Annotated in this window: 21 protein-coding genes and 1 pseudogene; 19 read left to right on the top strand and 3 right to left on the bottom strand. The window is 64.4% G+C overall.

The window, feature by feature from the left end; genetic code table 11:
• Positions 1 to 13 precede the first annotated feature (13 nt).
• From hslV to C3F42_RS20050, 7 genes are all read left to right on the top strand, one after another.
• Positions 14 to 544, top strand: a complete 531-nt coding sequence (gene hslV, locus C3F42_RS20080) for an ATP-dependent protease subunit HslV (RefSeq protein WP_011536056.1) — start codon at positions 14 to 16, stop codon at positions 542 to 544.
• A gap of 74 nt (positions 545 to 618) precedes the next feature.
• Positions 619 to 1,962, top strand: coding sequence for an ATP-dependent protease ATPase subunit HslU (gene hslU / locus C3F42_RS20075; protein WP_046853918.1), 1,344 nt, complete (start codon positions 619 to 621; stop codon positions 1,960 to 1,962).
• An 88-nt stretch (positions 1,963 to 2,050) separates the two neighbouring features.
• Complete coding sequence (locus tag C3F42_RS20070) at positions 2,051 to 2,428, top strand: gamma-butyrobetaine hydroxylase-like domain-containing protein (RefSeq protein ID WP_046853917.1); 378 nt, start codon at positions 2,051 to 2,053, stop codon at positions 2,426 to 2,428.
• A gap of 335 nt (positions 2,429 to 2,763) precedes the next feature.
• Complete coding sequence (gene phaC, locus C3F42_RS20065; protein WP_023630549.1) at positions 2,764 to 4,443, top strand: class II poly(R)-hydroxyalkanoic acid synthase; 1,680 nt, start codon at positions 2,764 to 2,766, stop codon at positions 4,441 to 4,443.
• A gap of 64 nt (positions 4,444 to 4,507) precedes the next feature.
• The gene (gene phaZ, locus C3F42_RS20060) at positions 4,508 to 5,359 is read left to right on the top strand and encodes a poly(3-hydroxyalkanoate) depolymerase (RefSeq protein WP_038706927.1); all 852 of its coding nucleotides are present in this window, start codon (positions 4,508 to 4,510) and stop codon (positions 5,357 to 5,359) included.
• Positions 5,360 to 5,485: 126 nt separating this feature from the next.
• Complete coding sequence (gene phaC / locus C3F42_RS20055; RefSeq protein ID WP_038706928.1) at positions 5,486 to 7,168, top strand: class II poly(R)-hydroxyalkanoic acid synthase; 1,683 nt, start codon at positions 5,486 to 5,488, stop codon at positions 7,166 to 7,168.
• Between the two features lie 4 nt (positions 7,169 to 7,172).
• Positions 7,173 to 7,787, top strand: a complete 615-nt coding sequence (locus tag C3F42_RS20050; protein ID WP_023632837.1) for a TetR/AcrR family transcriptional regulator — start codon at positions 7,173 to 7,175, stop codon at positions 7,785 to 7,787.
• Between the two features lie 80 nt (positions 7,788 to 7,867).
• Here C3F42_RS20050 and C3F42_RS20045 read toward each other — a convergent pair whose 3' ends face one another.
• The 3 genes from C3F42_RS20045 to C3F42_RS20035 all read right to left on the bottom strand — a co-directional run bounded on the left by C3F42_RS20045 (position 7,868) and on the right by C3F42_RS20035 (position 9,531).
• Positions 7,868 to 8,623, bottom strand: coding sequence for a phasin family protein (locus C3F42_RS20045; protein WP_104444796.1), 756 nt, complete (start codon positions 8,621 to 8,623; stop codon positions 7,868 to 7,870).
• A gap of 10 nt (positions 8,624 to 8,633) precedes the next feature.
• Positions 8,634 to 9,056: a phasin family protein gene (locus C3F42_RS20040; protein ID WP_023632554.1), complete on the bottom strand. Its 423-nt coding sequence runs from the start codon at positions 9,054 to 9,056 to the stop codon at positions 8,634 to 8,636.
• A 199-nt stretch (positions 9,057 to 9,255) separates the two neighbouring features.
• On the bottom strand, positions 9,256 to 9,531 hold the full coding sequence (locus tag C3F42_RS20035) for a polyhydroxyalkanoic acid system family protein (protein ID WP_023632555.1): 276 nt from the start codon (positions 9,529 to 9,531) through the stop codon (positions 9,256 to 9,258).
• A 125-nt stretch (positions 9,532 to 9,656) separates the two neighbouring features.
• On the opposite strand from C3F42_RS20035, the gene ubiE reads away from it, so the two are divergent.
• From ubiE to C3F42_RS30345, 12 genes and pseudogenes are all read left to right on the top strand, one after another.
• Positions 9,657 to 10,427: a bifunctional demethylmenaquinone methyltransferase/2-methoxy-6-polyprenyl-1,4-benzoquinol methylase UbiE gene (ubiE, locus tag C3F42_RS20030; RefSeq protein ID WP_023632556.1), complete on the top strand. Its 771-nt coding sequence runs from the start codon at positions 9,657 to 9,659 to the stop codon at positions 10,425 to 10,427.
• The gene (locus tag C3F42_RS20025; protein ID WP_038706930.1) at positions 10,427 to 11,050 is read left to right on the top strand and encodes an SCP2 domain-containing protein; all 624 of its coding nucleotides are present in this window, start codon (positions 10,427 to 10,429) and stop codon (positions 11,048 to 11,050) included. The genes ubiE and C3F42_RS20025 overlap by 1 nt, the downstream gene beginning before the upstream one ends.
• Positions 11,047 to 12,660, top strand: coding sequence for a ubiquinone biosynthesis regulatory protein kinase UbiB (gene ubiB, locus C3F42_RS20020; protein WP_104444795.1), 1,614 nt, complete (start codon positions 11,047 to 11,049; stop codon positions 12,658 to 12,660). The genes C3F42_RS20025 and ubiB overlap by 4 nt, the downstream gene beginning before the upstream one ends.
• Positions 12,661 to 12,733: 73 nt before the next feature.
• Positions 12,734 to 13,126: a phosphoribosyl-AMP cyclohydrolase gene (gene hisI, locus C3F42_RS20015; protein ID WP_023632585.1), complete on the top strand. Its 393-nt coding sequence runs from the start codon at positions 12,734 to 12,736 to the stop codon at positions 13,124 to 13,126.
• A gap of 1 nt (position 13,127) precedes the next feature.
• Positions 13,128 to 13,463, top strand: coding sequence for a phosphoribosyl-ATP diphosphatase (locus C3F42_RS20010; RefSeq protein WP_104444794.1), 336 nt, complete (start codon positions 13,128 to 13,130; stop codon positions 13,461 to 13,463).
• Positions 13,464 to 13,540: 77 nt separating this feature from the next.
• The gene (locus C3F42_RS20005; protein ID WP_038706932.1) at positions 13,541 to 13,813 is read left to right on the top strand and encodes a twin-arginine translocase TatA/TatE family subunit; all 273 of its coding nucleotides are present in this window, start codon (positions 13,541 to 13,543) and stop codon (positions 13,811 to 13,813) included.
• Positions 13,814 to 13,816: 3 nt separating this feature from the next.
• Positions 13,817 to 14,185, top strand: coding sequence for a Sec-independent protein translocase protein TatB (gene tatB / locus C3F42_RS20000; RefSeq protein ID WP_023632587.1), 369 nt, complete (start codon positions 13,817 to 13,819; stop codon positions 14,183 to 14,185).
• Entirely contained in the window at positions 14,182 to 14,973 is a 792-nt protein-coding gene (tatC, locus tag C3F42_RS19995) for a twin-arginine translocase subunit TatC (RefSeq protein ID WP_094012335.1), read from the top strand. The genes tatB and tatC overlap by 4 nt, the downstream gene beginning before the upstream one ends.
• A complete protein-coding gene (locus C3F42_RS19990; protein WP_104444793.1) occupies positions 14,970 to 15,677 on the top strand; it encodes a 16S rRNA (uracil(1498)-N(3))-methyltransferase in 708 nt (235 codons plus the stop codon). Before tatC ends, C3F42_RS19990 begins: the two co-directional genes overlap by 4 nt.
• Positions 15,678 to 15,776: 99 nt before the next feature.
• Positions 15,777 to 17,693, top strand: coding sequence for a methyl-accepting chemotaxis protein (locus C3F42_RS19985; protein WP_104444792.1), 1,917 nt, complete (start codon positions 15,777 to 15,779; stop codon positions 17,691 to 17,693).
• A 104-nt stretch (positions 17,694 to 17,797) separates the two neighbouring features.
• Positions 17,798 to 18,889: pseudogene (locus C3F42_RS30350) on the top strand (methyl-accepting chemotaxis protein); the annotation flags it as partial.
• Between the two features lie 9 nt (positions 18,890 to 18,898).
• Entirely contained in the window at positions 18,899 to 19,792 is an 894-nt protein-coding gene (locus C3F42_RS30345; RefSeq protein ID WP_371920598.1) for a methyl-accepting chemotaxis protein, read from the top strand.
• Positions 19,793 to 19,896: the final 104 nt, after the last annotated feature.

Genomic DNA, 19,896 nt, shown 5'->3' with positions numbered 1-19,896 from the left:
TGGAGACTCTCCCTTGACTACCATCGTTTCTGTCCGCCGTAACGGCAAAGTCGTCATGGGCGGCGACGGCCAGGTTTCCCTCGGCAACACCGTGATGAAAGGCAACGCCAAGAAAGTGCGTCGCCTGTACAACGGCCAGGTCATCGCCGGTTTTGCCGGTGCCACCGCCGATGCCTTCACCCTGTTCGAGCGCTTCGAAGCCCAACTGCAGAAACACTCCGGCCACCTGGTGCGTGCCGCCGTCGAGCTGGCAAAGGAATGGCGTACCGACCGCTCGCTGAGCCGCCTGGAAGCGATGCTGGCCGTGGCCAACAAGGATGCATCCCTGATCATCACCGGCAACGGCGACGTGGTCGAACCCGAGGACGGGCTGATCGCCATGGGTTCCGGCGGTGGCTATGCCCAGGCCGCGGCCCGCGCCCTGCTGAACAAGACCGACCTGTCGGCCCGCGAGATCACCGAGGCCGCCCTGAACATCGCCGGCGACATCTGCGTGTTCACCAACCACAACCTGACCATCGAGGAGCAGGACCTGGCCGAGTGAATCAGTTGTTTTGGCGTCCCGCTCGCAGCGGGACTTTTCCACACTGATCACTGTGCTTGAGGACCCCATACATCATGTCCATGACCCCACGCGAAATCGTCCACGAACTCAACCGCCACATCATCGGCCAGGACGACGCCAAGCGCGCTGTCGCCATTGCCCTGCGCAACCGCTGGCGGCGCATGCAGCTACCCGCCGAGCTGCGTGCCGAAGTCACCCCCAAGAACATCCTGATGATCGGCCCCACCGGCGTGGGCAAGACCGAAATCGCCCGCCGCCTGGCCAAGCTGGCCAATGCGCCGTTCATCAAGGTCGAGGCGACCAAGTTCACCGAGGTTGGCTACGTTGGCCGTGACGTCGAGTCGATCATCCGCGACCTGGCCGACGCCGCGCTGAAGATGCTGCGCGAGCAGGAGATCGTCCGCGTGCGCCACCGCGCCGAGGACGCCGCCGAGGACCGCATCCTCGATGCCCTGCTGCCGCAGGCGCGGGTCAGCAGCTTCAGCGAGGAAGCCCAGCAGAGCAGCAGCGACTCCAACACCCGCCAGCTGTTCCGCAAGCGCCTGCGCGAAGGCCAGCTGGACGACAAGGAAATCGAGATCGAAGTCGCCGAGAACATGGGCGTCGAGATCGCCGCGCCGCCCGGCATGGAGGAGATGACCAACCAGCTGCAGAGCCTGTTCGCCAACATGGGCAAGGGCAAGCGCAAGGCGCGCAAGCTCAAGGTCAAGGACGCGCTGAAGATGGTCCGCGACGAAGAAGCCGGCCGCCTGGTCAATGAGGAAGAGCTCAAGGCCAAGGCCCTGGAAGCGGTCGAGCAGCACGGTATCGTGTTCATCGACGAAATCGACAAGGTTGCCAAGCGTGGTAACGTTGGCGGCGCCGATGTCTCCCGTGAAGGCGTGCAGCGCGACCTGCTGCCGCTGATCGAAGGCTGCACCGTCAACACCAAGCTGGGCATGGTCAAGACAGACCACATCCTGTTCATCGCCTCCGGCGCGTTCCACCTGAGCAAGCCGAGCGACCTGGTGCCCGAGCTGCAAGGCCGCCTGCCGATCCGTGTCGAGCTCAAGGCGCTGACCCCGGAAGACTTCGAGCGCATCCTCAAGGAGCCGCACGCCTCGCTGACCGAGCAGTACAGCGCCCTGCTCAAGACCGAGGGCCTGAACATCGAGTTCGCCGACGAGGGCCTCAAGCGCCTGGCCGAGATCGCCTACCAGGTCAACGAGAAGACCGAGAACATCGGTGCCCGCCGCCTGCACACCCTGCTCGAGCGCCTGCTCGAAGAGGTGTCGTTCAGCGCCGGCGACCTGGCCAGCGCTCACGACGAGACGCCGATCCACATCGACGCCGCCTACGTCAACAGCCACCTGGGTGAGCTGGCGCAGAACGAAGACCTGTCGCGTTACATCCTGTAAGACCTCAGGGGGGCCGCCTTGCGGCCCCCTTGCACAATGCCTGGAATCACTCGAAGCTTGCAGCTTGAAGCCAAAGAGAGAGTCACCCATGGCCCGCCTACCCACCGCGATCAATCTGCACAAAGCCTCCAAGACCCTCACCCTCACCTACGCCCCCGGCGAGGTCTACCACCTGCCCGCCGAGTTCCTGCGCGTGCACTCGCCTTCCGCCGAAGTCCAGGGCCACGGCAATCCCATCCTGCAATTCGGCAAGATCAACGTCGGCCTCAGCGGCCTGGAACCGGCCGGTCAATATGCACTGAAACTGACCTTCGACGACGGCCATGACTCAGGATTGTTCACCTGGGAATACCTCGAGCAGCTGTGCCTGCGCCAGGAGCAGCTATGGGCCGACTACCTCGACGAATTGCACAAAGCGGGCAAATCCCGCGACCCGTCCGAATCGGTGGTGAAATTGATGCTCTAGCTCAAGCCCCGCAAGCTTTAGAGCGCATTTTCTAATCTCATCTGCTTGAATGCCTGGATGACTGCCAAAGATTGGCTGTCTTGCGCATTACACGAAAGTCGGGTAACCAATGGAGCTGGCAAGTTCCCTGCATCGCCTCCGGGCAGGCAGGGCCAGGCCGGTATGTAGAGGTCGCGAGCGAAAGCAGGTTGTCTTCACACGCAGAAACCCCAGCAGCTCATCATCGGCACGCATCCGGTCGCAGCACCGCTGTTCCTTATCACTGGTCACCCGAGTAGCAGTACCGGGCTGTCACAGCACGCCGGTACTCGTCTCAGGACAACGGAGCGTCGTAGATGAGTAACAAGAACAACGATGAGTTGCAGCGGCAGGCCTCGGAAAACACCCTGGGGCTGAACCCGGTCATCGGCATTCGCCGCAAGGATCTACTGACATCGGCGCGCACGGTATTGCGCCAGGCCATGCGCCAGCCCTTGCACAGCGCCAAGCACGTGGCGCACTTTGGCCTGGAGCTGAAGAACGTCCTGCTGGGCAAGTCGGCGCTGCAACCGGAAGGCGACGACCGTCGCTTCAGCGACCCGGCGTGGAGCAAGAACCCCCTTTATCGCCGCTACCTGCAGACCTATCTGGCCTGGCGCAAGGAACTCAACGACTGGATCAGCGAGAGCGACCTGTCGCCGCAGGACATCAGCCGCGGGCAGTTCGTCATCAACCTGGTGACCGAGGCCATGGCCCCCACCAACACCCTCTCCAACCCGGCCGCGGTCAAGCGCTTCTTCGAGACCGGCGGCAAGAGCCTGCTCGACGGCTTGTCCAACCTGGCCAAGGACATCGTCAACAACGGCGGCATGCCCAGCCAGGTGAACATGGAGGCTTTCGAGGTCGGCAAGAACCTCGGCACCAGCGAAGGCGCGGTGGTGTACCGCAACGATGTGCTGGAGCTGATCCAGTACAGCCCCATCACCGAGCAGGTGCACAGCCGCCCGCTGCTGGTAGTGCCGCCGCAGATCAACAAGTTCTACGTCTTCGACCTGAGCCCGGAAAAGAGCCTGGCGCGCTTCTGCCTGCGCTCACAGCAACAGACTTTCATCGTCAGCTGGCGCAACCCGACCAAGGCCCAGCGCGAGTGGGGCCTGTCCACCTACATCGACGCACTCAAGGAAGCCGTCGACGCGGTACTGGCAATCACCGGCAGCAAGGACCTGAACATGCTCGGTGCCTGCTCCGGGGGTATCACTTGCACGGCGCTGGTGGGCCACTACGCCGCCCTCGGCGAGAAAAAGGTCAATGCCCTGACCCTGCTGGTAAGCGTGCTCGACACCACCGTCGACACCCAGGTGGCATTGTTCGTCGACGAGCAGACCCTGGAGGCGGCCAAGCGTCACTCCTATCAGTCCGGCGTACTCGAAGGTAGCGACATGGCCAAGGTGTTCGCCTGGATGCGCCCCAATGACCTGATCTGGAACTACTGGGTCAACAACTACTTGCTCGGCAACGAGCCGCCAGTGTTCGACATTCTGTTCTGGAATAACGACACCACCCGATTGCCGGCCGCCTTCCACGGCGACCTGATCGAAATGTTCAAGAACAACCCGCTGACCCGCTCCAATGCCCTCGAGGTGTGCGGCACCGCCATCGACCTGAAACAGGTCGACTGCGACATCTACAGCGTTGCCGGCACCGCCGACCACATCACGCCCTGGCAGTCGTGCTACCGCTCGGCCCACCTGTTCGGCGGCAAGATCGAGTTCGTGCTGTCCAACAGTGGCCATATCCAGAGCATTCTCAACCCACCGGGCAACCCCAAGGCGCGCTTCATGACCGGCGAGGATCGCCCGGACGACCCGGTGGCCTGGCAGGAGAACGCGGTCAAGCACGCCGACTCCTGGTGGCTGCACTGGCAGGCCTGGCTGGGTGAGCGCGCCGGCGAACTCAAGAAGGCACCTACACGCCTGGGTAACCGCGCCTATACCGCAGGCGAGGCCGCACCGGGAACATACGTGCACGAGCGTTGAGCCGAACCGCCGTGGTGCGCCTGGTGGCGCAGCGCGGCGCTACTTTCACCACAGAGTCACGCGCATGCCGCAACCGTATATCTTCAGGACCGTCGAGCTGGACGACCAGTCCATCCGCACTGCGGTCCGCCCGGGCAAGCCTCACCTGACGCCGCTGCTGATCTTCAACGGCATCGGCGCCAACCTCGAGCTGGTGTTTCCATTCATTGAGGCCCTGGACCCGGACCTGGAGGTCATCGCCTTCGACGTGCCCGGGGTGGGCGGCTCGTCCACGCCCCGTCACCCCTACCGTTTTCCCGGCCTGGCCAAGCTGACCGCGCGCATGCTCGACTACCTGGACTACGGCCAGGTCAACGTCATCGGCGTGTCCTGGGGCGGCGCCCTGGCCCAGCAATTCGCCCACGACTACCCCGAACGCTGCAAGAAACTGGTGCTGGCCGCCACCGCCGCCGGCGCGGTGATGGTACCGGGCAAGCCCAAGGTGTTGTGGATGATGGCCAGCCCACGGCGCTACGTGCAGCCCTCCCATGTCATCCGCATCGCGCCGCTGATCTATGGCGGCGGCTTTCGCCGGGATCCGGACCTGGCCATGCACCATGCCTCGAAGGTTCGTTCGGGCGGCAAGCTGGGTTACTACTGGCAGCTGTTCGCCGGGCTCGGCTGGACCAGCATCCACTGGCTGCACAAGATCCACCAGCCCACCCTGGTGCTGGCCGGCGACGACGATCCGCTGATCCCGCTGATCAACATGCGCCTGCTGGCCTGGCGGATTCCCAATGCCCAGCTACACATAATCGATGATGGCCACCTGTTCCTGATCACCCGGGCCGAGGCCGTCGCCCCGATCATCATGAAATTCCTCGAGCAAGAACGCCAACGTGCGGTCATGCACCCTCGGCCAGCGGCACGGGGGTAGGAAGGCTTTTTATTGCGTCAGCACGGGCCTTTGCGGGCACTCCCAGGCAGGTGATGCGAGCCTGCAGGAGGTGCTTTACCCGCACCAAGGCCAACGCGGAAATGGATCTGACGAAGGAGTGTTGGCATGAAGGACAAACCGGCCAGAGGATCGACACCGGTCCCCGCCACGAGCATGAACGTGCAGAACGCCATCACCGGACTGCGCGGTCGCGACCTGTTCTCGACCCTGCGCCAGGTCAGCCGGATCGGCCTGCGCAATCCGCTACACACCGCGCATCACCTGCTGACCCTCGGCGGCCAGCTGGGACGCGTGCTGATCGGCGACAGCCCCTACCAGCCCCACCCACGGGACACCCGCTTCAGCGACCCGACCTGGAGCCAGAACCCGTTCTACCGCCGCGGCCTGCAGGCCTACCTTGCCTGGCAGAAGCAGACGCGCCTGTGGATCGAGGAAAGCAGCCTGGCCGACGACGATCGGGCCAGGGCGCAGTTCCTGTTCAACCTGGTCAGCGACGCCTTCGCCCCTAGCAACTCGCTGCTCAACCCGCTAGCGGTCAAGGAACTGTTCAACACCGGCGGCCTGAGCCTTCTGCGCGGTGTCAGCCACATGCTCGACGACCTGCGCCACAACGACGGCCTGCCACGGCAGGTGGACGAGCGGGCCTTCGAGGTTGGCGGCAACCTGGCCGCCACACCGGGCGCAGTGGTGTTTCGCAACGAGCTGCTGGAGCTGATCCAGTACAAGCCCATGAGCGAGAAACAGTACGCCCGACCTCTGTTGGTGGTGCCACCACAGATCAACAAGTTCTATATCTTCGACTTGGGCCCGACCAACAGCTTCGTCCAGTACATGCTCAAGCAGGGCCTGCAGGTATTCATGGTCAGCTGGCGCAACCCCGACCCACGCCACCGCGAGTGGGGCCTGTCCAGCTATGTACAGGCCCTGGAGGAGGCGCTCAACGCTTGTCGAAGCATCAGCGGCAGCCGCGACCCCAACCTGATGGGCGCCTGTGCCGGCGGCCTGACCATGGCCGCGCTGCAGGGCCACCTGCAGGCGAAGAAGCAGCTGCGCAAGGTGCGCAGTGCCACCTACCTGGTGAGCCTGCTCGACAGCCAGTTCGACAGCCCCGCCAGCCTGTTCGCCGACGAGCAGACCATCGAGGCGGCCAAGCGCCGCTCCTACCAGCGCGGCGTGCTGGACGGCGGCGAGGTGGCACGGATCTTCGCCTGGATGCGCCCCAACGACCTGATCTGGAACTACTGGGTCAACAACTACCTGATGGGCAAGACGCCGCCGGCCTTCGACATCCTCTACTGGAACGCCGACAGCACGCGCCTGCCGGCCGCGCTGCACGGCGACCTGCTGGATTTCTTCAAGCTCAACCCGCTGACCTTCCCCGAAGGCCTGGAGGTGTGCGGCACTCCGATCGACCTCTCGCAGGTCGGACTGGACAGCTTCACCGTGGCCGGCAGTAACGACCACATCACCCCTTGGGACGCGGTGTACCGCTCGGCCCTGCTGCTCGGCGGCGAGCGGCGCTTCATCCTGGCCAACAGCGGCCATATCCAGAGCATCATCAACCCGCCCGGCAACCCCAAGGCCTACTACCTGGAAAACCCCAAGCTCTCCAGCGACCCGCGGGCCTGGTTCCACGACGCCCAGCGCCGAGACGGCAGCTGGTGGCCCCTGTGGCTGGAATGGATAGAGCAGCGCTCCGGCACGCCCAGGACGCCACGCGACGAGCTGGGCAACGCCACTTATCCACCGCTGGGCCCCGCGCCCGGCAGCTACGTACTGGCACGCTGACCGGATGAAGACCCGCGACCGAATCCTCGAATGTGCCTTGCAGCTGTTCAACCGCCAGGGCGAACCGAACGTCTCGACCCTGGAGATCGCCAACGAACTGGGGATCAGCCCTGGCAACCTCTACTACCACTTCCACGGCAAGGAGCCGTTGGTGATCGGCCTGTTCGAGCGTTTCGAAGAGCAATTGATGCCACTGCTCGACCCGCCGCTGGACGTACGCCTGGATGCCGAGGACTACTGGCTGTTCCTGCACCTGATCGTCGAACGCATGGCCCAGTACCGTTTCCTGTTCCAGGACCTGTCCAACCTGACCGGGCGCCTGCCCAAGCTGGCGCGGGGCATGCGCAGCCTGATCAACGCCCTCAAGCGCACCTTGGCCGCGCTGCTGGCCAGTCTCAAGGGCCAAGGCCAGGTGACCAGCGAGACCCAGGCACTGGGGCAATTGGTGGAACAGATCACCCTGACCCTGATGTGCTCGCTTGATTATCAGCGCGTGCTTGGCCGCGAGGGCGATGTCGGCGTGGTGGTGTACCAGGTGATGATGCTGGTAGCGCCGCACCTGCAGCCCCCGGCGCGGATGGCGGCGGAGCAGCTGGCAATGCGTTATCTGGAAGGCTGAAGCACTCGCGGGGCAAGTTCGCCCCACGAGTGCTTGGCTTCGTGAGAGCGGGCTTGCCCCGCGATCCGTGCGACGCGATGTCAGGCCTGGGAGCCTGTGCTCACCGGTGCCGACGGCGTGTTGCCAGCCGGCGCCGCGCTCGGTGCCGGGGCAGCGGTGGCAGCAGGCGCCGGTGCAGCCGGCTTGGCGGCGACAGGCTTGGCTGGCGTCGCTTTCTTCACGGCCGGCTTCTTCGCCGCAGCAGGTTTTGCTGCAGGTCTTGCCGCAACAGGCTTGACCGCGGCCTTGGCAGCCGGCTTCGCGGCGGCGGTTTTCGCCGCAGGTTTCGCCGCAGGTTTTGCTGCAGCGGTCTTGGCTGCTGGCTTGGCTGCTGCCTTGGCCAACGGTTTGGCGGCCGTCTTGCTGGCGCTGGTCTTGGAAATTGGGATGACCGAGGCACCGGTCAGTTTCTCGATCTGCTTGGTCAGCGAATCGACCTGCTGGTGCAGGGCCTTGATCTCATTGCGGCTGGGCACGCCCAGGCGCGAGATGGCGCTGTTCAGGCGCTTGTCGAAGGCTTCCTCCAGCTCGCTCCACTTGCCCAGCGCACGATCCTTCACGCCCGACACTCGCGAATTGGTCGACGACTTGGCGCTTTCAGCCACGTCTTCGGCGGTTTTCTTCGCCTGCTTCTCGGCCTTCTCGCCGTCTTTCACCAGCGAATCGAACAGCTTCGGACCGTCCTGGTCGACCTTGGAGTAGATACCCAGGCCAGCCAACCAGATCTTGCGGGAGTACTTCTCGATTCCGCCGATCCAGGAGCTGCCTTCTTTCTCGGTGTTCTTCTTGCCAGCCATCCTGCTCTCCTTATGGTTTGTGCGCGACGCGCTCGAGCAGCTCGTGCAGCTGTTCAAGCTTGATGGACAACGCCTCAACGTCATGTTTAGACGGAATGCCGAGGCGATTCAAGGCGCGACCGACACGGGCGTCGAAGGCGCGTTCGATTTTGTCCAGCTGCGCCTCGACCCGGCCGGGCACGCGGGTGACTTCCTGGGTGGCTTCGTCGATCTGGGTATTGGCGGCTTCGACAGCCTTGTCGAGGCGTTTCTTGCCGCGCTTCTCGACGCCTTCGCCGGCTTTTACCAACTCCTTGAAGTAGTCGGAGCCTTCCTGGCCGACACGGGCGTAGGCACCGATGCCCGCCAGCCAGATCTTGCGGGCGTAGCCGCGCACCTCGCCCAGCGTGCTGCCTTGGGCGTCGTCTTTCTGCTTGAGATTCACTTTGGCCATGCTCTGCACCTCATGCTCATTTAAGGGAGGGAGGAACTGCCCGGGGTGGTAGGGCTTGAGCGTGAAGGTAGGCGGAAAAATTAGAATCCTCACCCTAAGGTGGAGTCATGCAGCGTTTGCGTTTGCGTGGGAGCGGGCTTGCCCCGCGATACCTGCTTCCACAAGGCCTGCTCCCACAAACGCCAAGGAACCCGTGACCTCAGGCCAGCGCCTTGTCCAGGGCCCGCTCGATCTCGCCCTTGATGGTGCCGCTCATCATCGACAGCATCATGCCCAGCTTGAGCTCGACGCGGATGGTGTCCTCACCGATATGCACACTGCCGTTGGCGCCGCTGCGTTTCACATCGACGCGATCACCGTTCCAGCTGGCCTTGAGGTCGTATTCGCGGGTCAGCTTGTCCACCAGCGCCTCGGCCTTGGCGCGAGCGGCTTCACGGCCGAGGGTGTGTTTGCGTTCGACGCTGATCTGGGTCATGCGGGTGATCCTGGATATGAATACATAATCGCCATTATGCCCGCCCCCTTTGCATGACACACCCCGCCAAGACAAATCCGCCCATAGCCCCTAGAATGGCCGTAATTTTTTTCTGGTGAAGCGATATGACCGACCAGCGCAAAGGCGACCACGCCGAACCCACCACCCACTTCGGCTACCAGGACGTTCCCGAGAGCCAGAAGGCGAAGAAAGTCGCCGAGGTGTTCCACTCGGTGGCCGCCAAGTACGACCTGATGAACGACGTGCTGTCCGGCGGCATGCACCGCCTGTGGAAGCGCTTCACCATCGAGCTGTCCGGGGTGCGCAGCGGCAACCGCGTGCTGGACATCGCCGGTGGCACGGGCGACCTGGCCGCCAAGTTCTCGCGCCTGGTCGGCCCGACCGGGCAGGTGGTGCTGGCCGACATCAACGAATCGATGCTCAAGGTCGGCCGCGACCGCCTGCTCGACCGCGGCGTGTCGGGCAATATCGAGTTCGTCCAGGCCGACGCTGAAAAGCTGCCGTTCCCGGACAACCACTTCGACTGCGTGACCATCGCCTTCGGCCTGCGCAACGTGACGCACAAGGATGCGGCCATCCGCTCCATGCTGCGCGTGCTCAAGCCCGGTGGCCGCCTGTTGATCCTGGAATTCTCCAAGCCGACCAACAAGCTGATGTCCAAGGCCTACGACGCCTACTCGTTCGCCTTCATGCCGCTGGCCGGCAAGCTCATCACCAACGACTCGGAAAGCTACCGTTACCTGGCCGAATCGATCCGCATGCACCCCGACCAGGAGACGCTCAAGAGCATGATGGTCGAGGCAGGCTTCGACCGCGTCACCTACCACAACATGACCAGCGGTATCGTCGCCGTGCACCGGGGGATCAAGCCCTGATGCTCCTGGCCGGCCTGCTCGCCAGCGTCGAGCACGGGCTCAACCGTGTCCTGCGCCTGGACAGCACCGCCCTCCCGCGCCTGGCGGCGCTGGAAGGCAAGGTGATCGAGATCGACTGCGTGCAGCCGGCCCTGAAGCTGTTCGTGCTGCCCGACGAGGAAGGCCTGATGCTCGCCGCCCACTGGGAAAGCGAGGTCGACTGCACCCTGCGCGCCCCCGCCGGGCGCCTGGCGCAGCTGGCATTGGCCAAAGACAAGACCGCGGTGCTGCACAGCCCCCAGGTCGAGCTGCATGGCGACAGCGCCGTGCTGCTCGACCTGTTCGGCATCCTGCAGGACCTGGAACTGGACTGGGAACACGAACTGCAGCGTTGGCTGGGGCCGGTCCCCACCGCGCTGATCGCCGGCCACCTGCGCTTGCGTGCGCGCTGGACCCGCCAGGGCCTCGCCCGCTTCGGCGAGAATCTCTCCGAGTACCTGGCCGAGGAATCGCGTACCCTGGTCGGCAAACGCGAAGCCGAAGCGGCATTCAGCGAGCTCGATGCGCTGAAAGTCGATATCGAACGCCTCGAGGCACGCCTGCGCCGCCTCGCCCACACTCTTGATACCAGCGATAACGCATGAAGCTGCTCGCCGTCCGCCGTCTGTTGCGCATCCAGCGCGTCGTGATCCGCTACCGCCTCGATGACCTGCTGTTCGAACAACCCCTGCTGCCCTGGTGGCTGGCCAGCCTGCGCCTGCTGATGCCCTGGCGCTGGCTGCCGCGCAAGCCCCTGGAGCTGAGCCGCGGCGCACGCCTGCGCCTGGCGCTGCAGGACCTGGGGCCGATCTTCATCAAGTTCGGCCAGTTGCTCTCCACCCGCCGCGACCTGCTGCCCACCGACATCGCCGACGAGCTGATGCTGCTGCAGGACCGCGTGCCACCGTTCGACCCGCAGCACGCCGTGGCGCTGATCGAAGCACAGCTCGGCGCCAAGGTAAGCGAGGTGTTCAGTCGTTTCGACGTTGAGCCGCTGGCCTCGGCTTCGGTGGCCCAGGTACACGCCGCCCGCCTGAAGAGCGGCGAGGAAGTGGTGGTCAAGGTGGTGCGCCCGGGCCTCAAGCCGGTCATCGCCCAGGACCTGGCCTGGCTGTTCCTGATCGCCAAGGCCGCCGAGCGCGCCTCGGCCGATGCCCGTCGCCTGCACCCGGTGGAAATCGTCGGCGACTACGAAAAGACCATCTACGACGAGCTCGACCTGCTGCGCGAGGCCGCCAACGCCAGCCAGCTGCGGCGCAACTTCGAAGGCTCAGAGCTGATGTACGTGCCCCAGGTCTACTGGGACTTCTGCCGGCCCAAGGTACTGGTGATGGAGCGCATCTACGGCGTGCCGGTCACCGACATGGCGACGCTGGCCGACCAGCGCACCGACATGAAGATGCTGGCCGAACGCGGCGTCGAGGTGTTCTTCACCCAGGTGTTCCGCGACAGCTTCTTCCATGCCGACATGCACCCGGGCAACATCTTCGTCAGCACGGTCAAGCCGTGGAGCCCGCAATACATCGCCATCGACTGCGGTATCGTCGGCAGCCTCACCGCCGAGGACCAGGACTACCTGGCCCGCAACCTGATCGCCTTCTTCAAGCGCGACTACCGCCGCGTGGCCCAGCTGCACATCGATTCGGGCTGGGTACCGGCGCAGACCAAGGTCAACGAATTCGAAGCGGCGATCCGCACGGTGTGCGAGCCGATCTTCGAAAAACCGCTCAAGGATATCTCCTTCGGCCAGGTGCTGATGCGCCTGTTCCAGACGGCCCGGCGCTTCAACATGGAAGTCCAGCCACAACTGGTGCTGCTGCAGAAGACCCTGCTCAATATCGAAGGCCTGGGTCGCCAGCTCTACCCCGACCTGGATCTGTGGAGCACCGCCAAGCCCTTCCTCGAACGCTGGATGCGCGAGCGCATGAGCCCCAAGGCGGTAATCGGCAACCTCTACAGCCAGGCCGAGCAACTGCCGCACCTGGCCGACATGACCCGCGACCTGCTCGAGCGCCTGTCGCAACCGCACCTGCACGACCCGCAACTGCCCGAGCGACGCCGCGCCGGCGACAACTGGGCGCTGCGCCTGCTCGGTGCCGGCCTGCTCGGCGGTGGTGCCACCCTGGCGGCCGGCGCGGTCAGCCTCAGCGCCCCGGCCGCCTGGCCCGCGTGGTTGATGCTGGCAGCGGGCCTGTACCTGATCGTGCGCCGATAGCCAGCCGCGCCGCCGGCTGGCACACTAGCGTACAGGGGCCCGGTACGGGAGCGGGCCCGGTTTGGAGTCGACGATGAAAGACTGGCTGGACGAGATCAAGTGGAACAGCGATGGCCTGGTACCGGCGATCGCCCAGGACCACAAGACCGGGCGCGTGCTGATGATGGCCTGGATGAACCGTGAATCCCTCGCCCTGACCGCAGCCGAGCATCGCGCCATCTACTGGTCGCGCTCGCGGGGCAAGCTGTGGCGCAAGGGCGAAGAGTCGGGCCATGTGCAGAAGCTGCACGAAATGCGCCTGGACTGCGACGCCGACGTGATCATCCTGATGGTCGAGCAACTGGGCCATATCGCCTGCCATACCGGCCGCGAAAGCTGCTTCTATCGCGTGTTCGAAGACGGCCAGTGGAAAATTGTCGATCCGGTCCTCAAGGATCCGGACGCCATCTATAGCGCAGGACATTGACATGAGCGACACGCTAAACCGCCTCGCCGAGGTCCTGGAAGAACGCAAGCACGCGGCGCCCGACAGCAGCTACGTGGCCAGCCTGCATCACAAGGGCTTGAACAAGATCCTCGAGAAGCTCGGCGAAGAGTCCATCGAGACCATCATCGCTGCCAAGGATGCCGCCGTCAGCAAGGATTACAGCGATGTCATCTACGAGACCGCGGACCTGTGGTTTCATAGCCTGGTCATGCTCAGCGCGCTGGGCCAGCATCCGCAGGCAGTGCTCGACGAACTGGAGCGCCGCTTCGGCCTTTCCGGCCATGACGAGAAGGCCGCCCGTCAGCCACAGGCCTGACCGCGCGTATTTACAGGAACGGGCTTGCCCCGCGATAGCGCCGGTTCCGGCTGACATACATTTTTCAGGAGTACGAAATGGGTATTTTTGACTGGAAACACTGGATCGTCCTGCTGGTCGTCGTGGTGCTGGTGTTCGGCACCAAGAAACTGAAGAACTTCGGCAGCGACCTGGGCGAATCGATCAAGGGCTTCCGCAAGGCCATGAACGAAGAAGAAGTCAAGCCGGCCGAGCAGACCCCACCGCCGGCGCAACCTGCTGCGCCGGTGCAGAACACCGCGCAGCAGGCCCAGGGCCACACCATCGAAGGCCAGGCCCAGCCGGTTCAAGAGCCGCAGCGGAAAGACTGACCCATGTTCGGTATCAGTTTCAGCGAGCTGCTGCTCGTCGGCCTGGTCGCCCTGCTGGTGCTCGGCCCCGAGCGCCTGCCGGGGGCCGCACGCACTGCCGGGCTATGGATTGGCCGTCTCAAGCGCAGCTTCAACGCGATCAAGATGGAAGTCGAGCGCGAGATCGGCGCGGACGACATCCGCCGCCAGCTGCACAACGAGCACATCCTGCAGATGGAGCAGGAGGCCAAGCGCATCCTCAATCCGCTGACGCCGCCCACACAGCCGCCGGCAAACGCTGAAACGCCCGCCACGCCTGCCGCCGACGCAGCGCCCGCGCAGCCGGCCGCAGCAACACCCTCCGAACCGCCACAACCGCCGCGAGCCCCATGAGCGAGAATCCGGAAACCGACCAGCCGATGCCGCTGGTCTCGCACCTGACCGAGCTGCGCACCCGCCTGCTGCGCTGCGTCGCCGCCATCTTCCTGATCTTCGCCGGGCTGTTCTCCTTCGCCCAGCAGATCTACACCCTGGTCTCGGCGCCGCTGCGCGAGCACTTGCCGGCCAACGCGACGATGATCGCCACCGACGTGGCCTCGCCGTTCCTGACGCCGTTCAAGTTGACCATGATCGTCTCGCTGTTCCTGGCAATCCCGTTCATCCTGCAACAGATCTGGGGTTTCATTGCCCCCGGCCTGTACCGCCATGAAAAGCGCATCGCCATCCCGCTGCTGGTGTCGAGCATCTTCCTGTTCTACGCCGGCATGGCCTTCGCCTATTTCCTGGTGTTCCCGCTGATCTTCGGCTTCTTCGCCAGCGCCACGCCCGAAGGCGTGTCGATGATGACCGACATTTCCAGCTACCTCGATTTCGTCATGACCCTGTTCTTCGCCTTCGGGGTCGCCTTCGAGATCCCCGTGGCGGTGGTGTTGCTGGTGTGGATCGGCGTGGTCGACGTGCAGTACCTGAAGAAGATCCGCCCGTACGTGATCATCGGCTGCTTCGTGGTCGGCATGATCCTCACCCCACCGGACATCTTCTCCCAGACCCTCCTGGCCGTGCCGATGTGGATGCTGTTCGAGGTCGGCGTGCTGTGCGGCAGTCTGATCCGCAAGCGCAGCCATGAGCCGGACGAAGCGAACAACGACCACAACGACCAGCCGCCTGCGACCCAACCGTGAATCTGTTGCTCCTCGAAGAGGCCGACTTCGTGTCGGCCGACCGTGTTGTCCTGGCTGATCGCCGCTTCATCCACATGCAGGAGATCCACCGCGTGGCGGTGGGCGACAGCCTGCGCGTGGGCCGCGTAAACGGCTTGATGGGCAAGGCCGAGGTCGTGCGCCTCGAGCATCACGAAGCCGAACTGCAGGTAGCCTTCGACCAGCAGCCACCGGCCAAGCTGCCGCTTACCCTGGTGCTGGCCGTGCCGCGTCCGAAGATGCTGCGCCGGCTGTTACAGACGGTCGCCACCCTGGGCGTGCCGCGGCTGATCCTGGTCAACAGCTACAAGGTCGAGAAGAGCTTCTGGCAGACGCCGTTCCTCCAGCCCGAGACCATCCGCGAAAACCTCATTCTCGGTCTGGAGCAAGCCCGTGACACGGTGCTGCCGGAGGTGATCATCGAGAAGCGCTTCAAGCCCTTCGTCGAAGACCGCCTGCCCGCCATTGCCGCAGACACCCTCGGCCTGGTCGGGCATCCTGGCCCCTACCCCGCTTGCCCACGGGCCGTTGAAGGCCCGGTAACCCTGGCGATCGGCCCGGAGGGCGGCTGGATTCCCTATGAAGTCGAGCTGCTAGGAAAGGCTGGCCTTGAGCCCGTGCAATTAGGGGATAGGATCCTACGCGTGGAGACGGCCGTGACGGCCTTGCTTTCGCGAATTTTCTGACGAAACAGTCAGCTTTTTCTCATCAAGTTTCCCCGCAGTGCGCCGATGCCCTATGCAACAAAACAATAATCCGCACTGCCACGCGCCGGGGAGTCGTCTATGTACCGTTGGTTTGCCCAGTCACTGGGAAATGTAAGCGTCAATCGCAAGTTGGGGATCGGCTTCGGCCTGGTGCTACTGCTCACCCTGGGCATCACCTTCACCGGTTGGCTGGGCATCGACAGCGTCACCAGCCGTGGTGACAAGCTCGGCAATATCTCGGTAATCCACCAGTACACCCAGGACCTGCGCCTCGCCCGCTTGGCCTATGAGCGCAACCGTGATGACGCCTCCGTGGCCGAGCTGGAGAAGGCCCTGGCCAACCTCGAGCGCCAGGTGCAGTTCATGCTCGGGCAGATCGAACTGCCCGCCGACCGCCAGCGCCTGGACCAGCAACAAGGCGCCGTGCGCCAGTACCAGCAAGCCTTCGCCGAGCTCAGGCAGGCCGGCCAGCGTCGCGAGGCCAGCCGGGGCACCCTGGGCGACAGCGCCGACAAGGCTGCCGAACTGATCGGCAAGGTCCAGCAGCGCCTGCTGCAGGGCGGCGATATCCAGCAGTACCAGGAGGCTGTGCAAGTCGCGGCGCTGCTGCAGCAGGCGCGTTTCCAGGTGCGTGGCTACACCTATAGCGGCAAGGCCGAATTCCAGCAGACAGCGCTCACTGCCATCGACCAGGCCCTGACCGTGCTCAAGGCCCTGCCCGCCAGGCTCCCCGCCGAGTTCGCCGCCAGCCTGGACGACGCCGCCAGCGCGCTGGCCGCCTACCGCGACGCGGTGAAGCAGTTCGGCAATGCCCAGGCCGCCAGCGAGCAAGCGTTGACGCGCATGTCCGCACAGGGTCAGGTGCTGCTGGACACCAGCCAGGCAATGACCGTTTCGCAAACCGCCGTACGCGACCAGGGCACCCAACAGGCCAAGACCCTACTGGCCGGTGCCACGGCGCTGGCCTTGCTGCTGGGCGTGCTCGCCGCGTTCGCCATTACCCGGCAGATCATCGTGCCCCTGCGCCAGACCCTCGCCGCCGCCGAACGCGTGGCCGGAGGCGACCTGCGCCAGGATCTCAAGAGCGATCGACGCGACGAACTGGGCCAGTTGCAGGCCAGCATGCAACGCATGACCCAGGGCCTGCGCGAACTGATCGGTGGCATCGGCGACGGCGTGACCCAGATTGCCAGCGCCGCCGAGGAACTGTCAGCGGTCACCGAGCAGACCAGCGCCGGGGTCAACAACCAGAAGGTCGAGACAGACCAGGTCGCCACCGCCATGAACGAGATGGCCGCCACCGTCCAGGAAGTGGCGCGCAACGCCGAACAGGCCTCGGAAGCGGCACTGATGGCCGACCAGCAGGCCCGCGAAGGTGACAAGGTGGTGGGCGAGGCGATCAGCCAGATCGAGCGTCTGGCCAGCGAAGTGGTCAACTCCAGCGAAGCGATGAACCAGCTAAAGGCCGAGAGCGACAAGATCGGCAGTGTGCTCGATGTGATCAAGTCGGTGGCCCAACAGACCAACCTGCTGGCCCTCAACGCCGCCATCGAGGCGGCCCGTGCCGGCGAGGCGGGCCGTGGCTTCGCCGTGGTCGCCGACGAAGTACGCAGCCTAGCCCAGCGCACCCAGCAGTCCACCGAAGAGATCGAAGAACTGATTGCCAGCCTGCAGAACGGTACCGAGCGCGTGGCCGGTGTCATGGACAGCAGCCGTGCCCTCACCGACAGCAGCGTGGAACTGACGCGCCGCGCCGGCGATTCGCTGGGCACCATCACCCGCACTGTGTCGTCGATCCAGTCGATGAACCAGCAGATCGCCACTGCCGCCGAGCAACAGAGCGCCGTAGCCGAAGAGATCAACCGCAGCGTGATGAACGTGCGCGATATCTCCGACCAGACCTCCGCGGCCAGCGAGGAGACGGCAAGCTCCAGCGTCGAGCTGGCGCGCCTGGGGACTCACCTGCAGGGTCTGGTAGGACGTTTCAGGCTCTAGACTGCGGCTTTCGGGCTGTAGGCATTACCCTTCAGCCCGTAAGGACTTTTCCTACCCTATTTACAGGTCCAGTCCGACGGACTCCCGGCCGATGAGCAAGGGCCATGGCGGCTAAAACCCGCTATGGCCATTTCTCAATTGGACGGAGACCTGCCATGTTCGGATACCTTGACCGTCAGCTCGGCAACCTTGGCGTCGGGCTCAAGCTCGCCCTGGGCTTCACCGTGGTGTTGCTGCTCACCCTGGCCACCACACTCAGCGGCTGGCGCGCCCTTGACGGCGCCATCGAGCGCTCGGAGCAGCTCAGCGACATCGGCCAACTCAACGACTTGACCCGCGACCTGCGGGCCGAGCGCATCACTTACCGGGTGCTTGCCGACGACACCAGCAAGACGCGGATCTCGCGCATCCTCGAACAGTTGCACAACCGCCTGAGCAACCTTCAGCAACGCGCGAGCATCGACCAGTCGCAACAGATGCTGGCGCAGAAGCTGCAACTGCTGCAACGCCTGCAGGATGACTTCGTCACCCTGCAGAGCAGCGTGGACAGTCGTGACAGTTTGCGCGTAGCAATGCAGAAGCAAGCCGGCGTGCTCGAAACCGTGATCGACGAACTGCAGACCCAGGCGCTGCTGAAAATGCCAGGGGATGGCCAACAGGGCAGCCTGGTGGGGTTAATGGATACCTTGGGACGTCATATTGAAAGTGCCAGCCAGCAAAGCCTGGTACCGGCCTATGCATTCTCCCCCCGGGACAGCTTCGCCACGATGGGCGATGCCGCGCTGGAAGCGGCGAATACCAGCCTGGGGCAGTTGCTGCGGGCTACCACACCACTGGACCTGCCGCGTGCCCTGACGCAACGCCCGCAGGTGGAGCTGGACCGCTATCGCGACAACCTGCGGGAGTATCGCGGTGCCGCGCTCAAGGTCGAGCAATTGCAGGATGGCATGGAAAAAATCGGCGATGAGCTGCAAACGGTCAGCGGCGAGCTTAGCGAACGCAAGATCGAACAACGCGACGAAGAGGCGCTGGCCGCGCGCTCGCTGCTGACCAGCGTGGCCGTGCTGGCTCTGCTGGTCGGGGTACTTTCAGCTTGGCTCATCACCCGCCAGATCACCCAACCGCTACGCCAAGTGCTGTCCCAGGCTGCGCGAATCGCCCGAGGCGATCTCAGCCAGGTACAGACGGTGCACCGCCGTGACGAGATGGGCCAGTTGCAAACCAGCATGCGCGAGATGACCTTGAGCCTTCGCGAACTGCTCGGCGGCATCGATCAGGGCGTTGGCCAGCTATCCAAGGCAGCGGCAGAGCTGGCCAGCGCCAGTGTGGATACGCGCGAGCGCATCAGCCAACAGCGCGAAGAGACCGATCAGGTGGCCACGGCCATGAACCAGATGAGCGCCACGGTGCAGGAAGTCGCGCAGAACGCCGAACAGGCCTCGCTGGCGGCAACCACCGCCGATCATCAGGCACAGCTGGGCGACCAGGTGGTGGCCGAAGCCATCGCCCGCATCGAGCAACTGGCAAGCCAGATGGACCACTGTCTCACCGCCATGGGCCACCTGGCCGGCGAAAGCCAGCGCATCGGATCGATTCTAGATGTGATCAAGTCGGTGTCCGAACAGACCAACCTCCTGGCGCTGAACGCAGCCATCGAGGCGGCCCGGGCGGGGGAAGCAGGGCGTGGCTTCGCTGTGGTGGCGGACGAAGTGCGCGGCCTGGCCCAACGCACGCAGCAGTCGACCGAGGAAATCGAGCTACTGATCGACAGCCTGCATCGAGGTACCGACGAGGTCACCGGCTTGCTCGACGACAGCAAGAGCCTGACCGGGCAGAGTGTCGAGCTCAGCCGCAAGGCGGGTGCCGCGCTGGGGCAGATCACCGAAACGGTATCGAGCATCCAGGGCATGAACCAACAGATCGCCACGGCCAGCGAGCAACAGAGCGTGGTTGCCGAGCAGATCAACCGCAGCGTGATCAATGTGCGCGATGTATCGGATCAGACCAGTGCGGCCAGTGAGCAGACGGCGGCTTCGAGCGGGGAACTGGAGCACTTGGGGCAGCAGTTGCGGGGCATGGTGGGGCGGTTCAGCCTTTAGGCCTTCCGGCCGTGCGTTCAAATCGCCAGCCCCGGGCTTTGGCTTTGGCTTTGGCTTTGGCGATCAGAAGGTTCCCCCACGGCCCACTAGCGACAGCTGCGTCA

The organism is Pseudomonas sp. PONIH3 (assembly GCF_002934345.1).
Classification (GTDB): domain Bacteria; phylum Pseudomonadota; class Gammaproteobacteria; order Pseudomonadales; family Pseudomonadaceae; genus Aquipseudomonas; species Aquipseudomonas soli.
Note: the sequence above shows the minus strand (reverse complement) of the source record. Positions and strands in the feature narration are given on the sequence as shown.

Excerpts from the sequence above, each read along its gene's own strand:
- hslU (WP_046853918.1), top strand. The coding sequence starts at position 619 with ATGTCCATGACCCCACGCGAAATCGTCCACGAACTCAACCGCCACATC.
- C3F42_RS20070 (WP_046853917.1), top strand. The coding sequence starts at position 2,051 with ATGGCCCGCCTACCCACCGCGATCAATCTGCACAAAGCCTCCAAGACC.
- phaC (WP_023630549.1), top strand. The coding sequence starts at position 2,764 with ATGAGTAACAAGAACAACGATGAGTTGCAGCGGCAGGCCTCGGAAAAC.
- phaZ (WP_038706927.1), top strand. The coding sequence starts at position 4,508 with ATGCCGCAACCGTATATCTTCAGGACCGTCGAGCTGGACGACCAGTCC.
- phaC (WP_038706928.1), top strand. The coding sequence starts at position 5,486 with ATGAAGGACAAACCGGCCAGAGGATCGACACCGGTCCCCGCCACGAGC.
- C3F42_RS20050 (WP_023632837.1), top strand. The coding sequence starts at position 7,173 with ATGAAGACCCGCGACCGAATCCTCGAATGTGCCTTGCAGCTGTTCAAC.
- C3F42_RS20045 (WP_104444796.1), bottom strand. The coding sequence starts at position 8,623 with ATGGCTGGCAAGAAGAACACCGAGAAAGAAGGCAGCTCCTGGATCGGC.
- C3F42_RS20040 (WP_023632554.1), bottom strand. The coding sequence starts at position 9,056 with ATGGCCAAAGTGAATCTCAAGCAGAAAGACGACGCCCAAGGCAGCACG.
- C3F42_RS20035 (WP_023632555.1), bottom strand. The coding sequence starts at position 9,531 with ATGACCCAGATCAGCGTCGAACGCAAACACACCCTCGGCCGTGAAGCC.
- ubiE (WP_023632556.1), top strand. The coding sequence starts at position 9,657 with ATGACCGACCAGCGCAAAGGCGACCACGCCGAACCCACCACCCACTTC.
- C3F42_RS20025 (WP_038706930.1), top strand. The coding sequence starts at position 10,427 with ATGCTCCTGGCCGGCCTGCTCGCCAGCGTCGAGCACGGGCTCAACCGT.
- ubiB (WP_104444795.1), top strand. The coding sequence starts at position 11,047 with ATGAAGCTGCTCGCCGTCCGCCGTCTGTTGCGCATCCAGCGCGTCGTG.
- hisI (WP_023632585.1), top strand. The coding sequence starts at position 12,734 with ATGAAAGACTGGCTGGACGAGATCAAGTGGAACAGCGATGGCCTGGTA.
- C3F42_RS20010 (WP_104444794.1), top strand. The coding sequence starts at position 13,128 with ATGAGCGACACGCTAAACCGCCTCGCCGAGGTCCTGGAAGAACGCAAG.
- C3F42_RS20005 (WP_038706932.1), top strand. The coding sequence starts at position 13,541 with ATGGGTATTTTTGACTGGAAACACTGGATCGTCCTGCTGGTCGTCGTG.
- tatB (WP_023632587.1), top strand. The coding sequence starts at position 13,817 with ATGTTCGGTATCAGTTTCAGCGAGCTGCTGCTCGTCGGCCTGGTCGCC.
- tatC (WP_094012335.1), top strand. The coding sequence starts at position 14,182 with ATGAGCGAGAATCCGGAAACCGACCAGCCGATGCCGCTGGTCTCGCAC.
- C3F42_RS19985 (WP_104444792.1), top strand. The coding sequence starts at position 15,777 with ATGTACCGTTGGTTTGCCCAGTCACTGGGAAATGTAAGCGTCAATCGC.
- C3F42_RS30345 (WP_371920598.1), top strand. The coding sequence starts at position 18,899 with ATGGGCCAGTTGCAAACCAGCATGCGCGAGATGACCTTGAGCCTTCGC.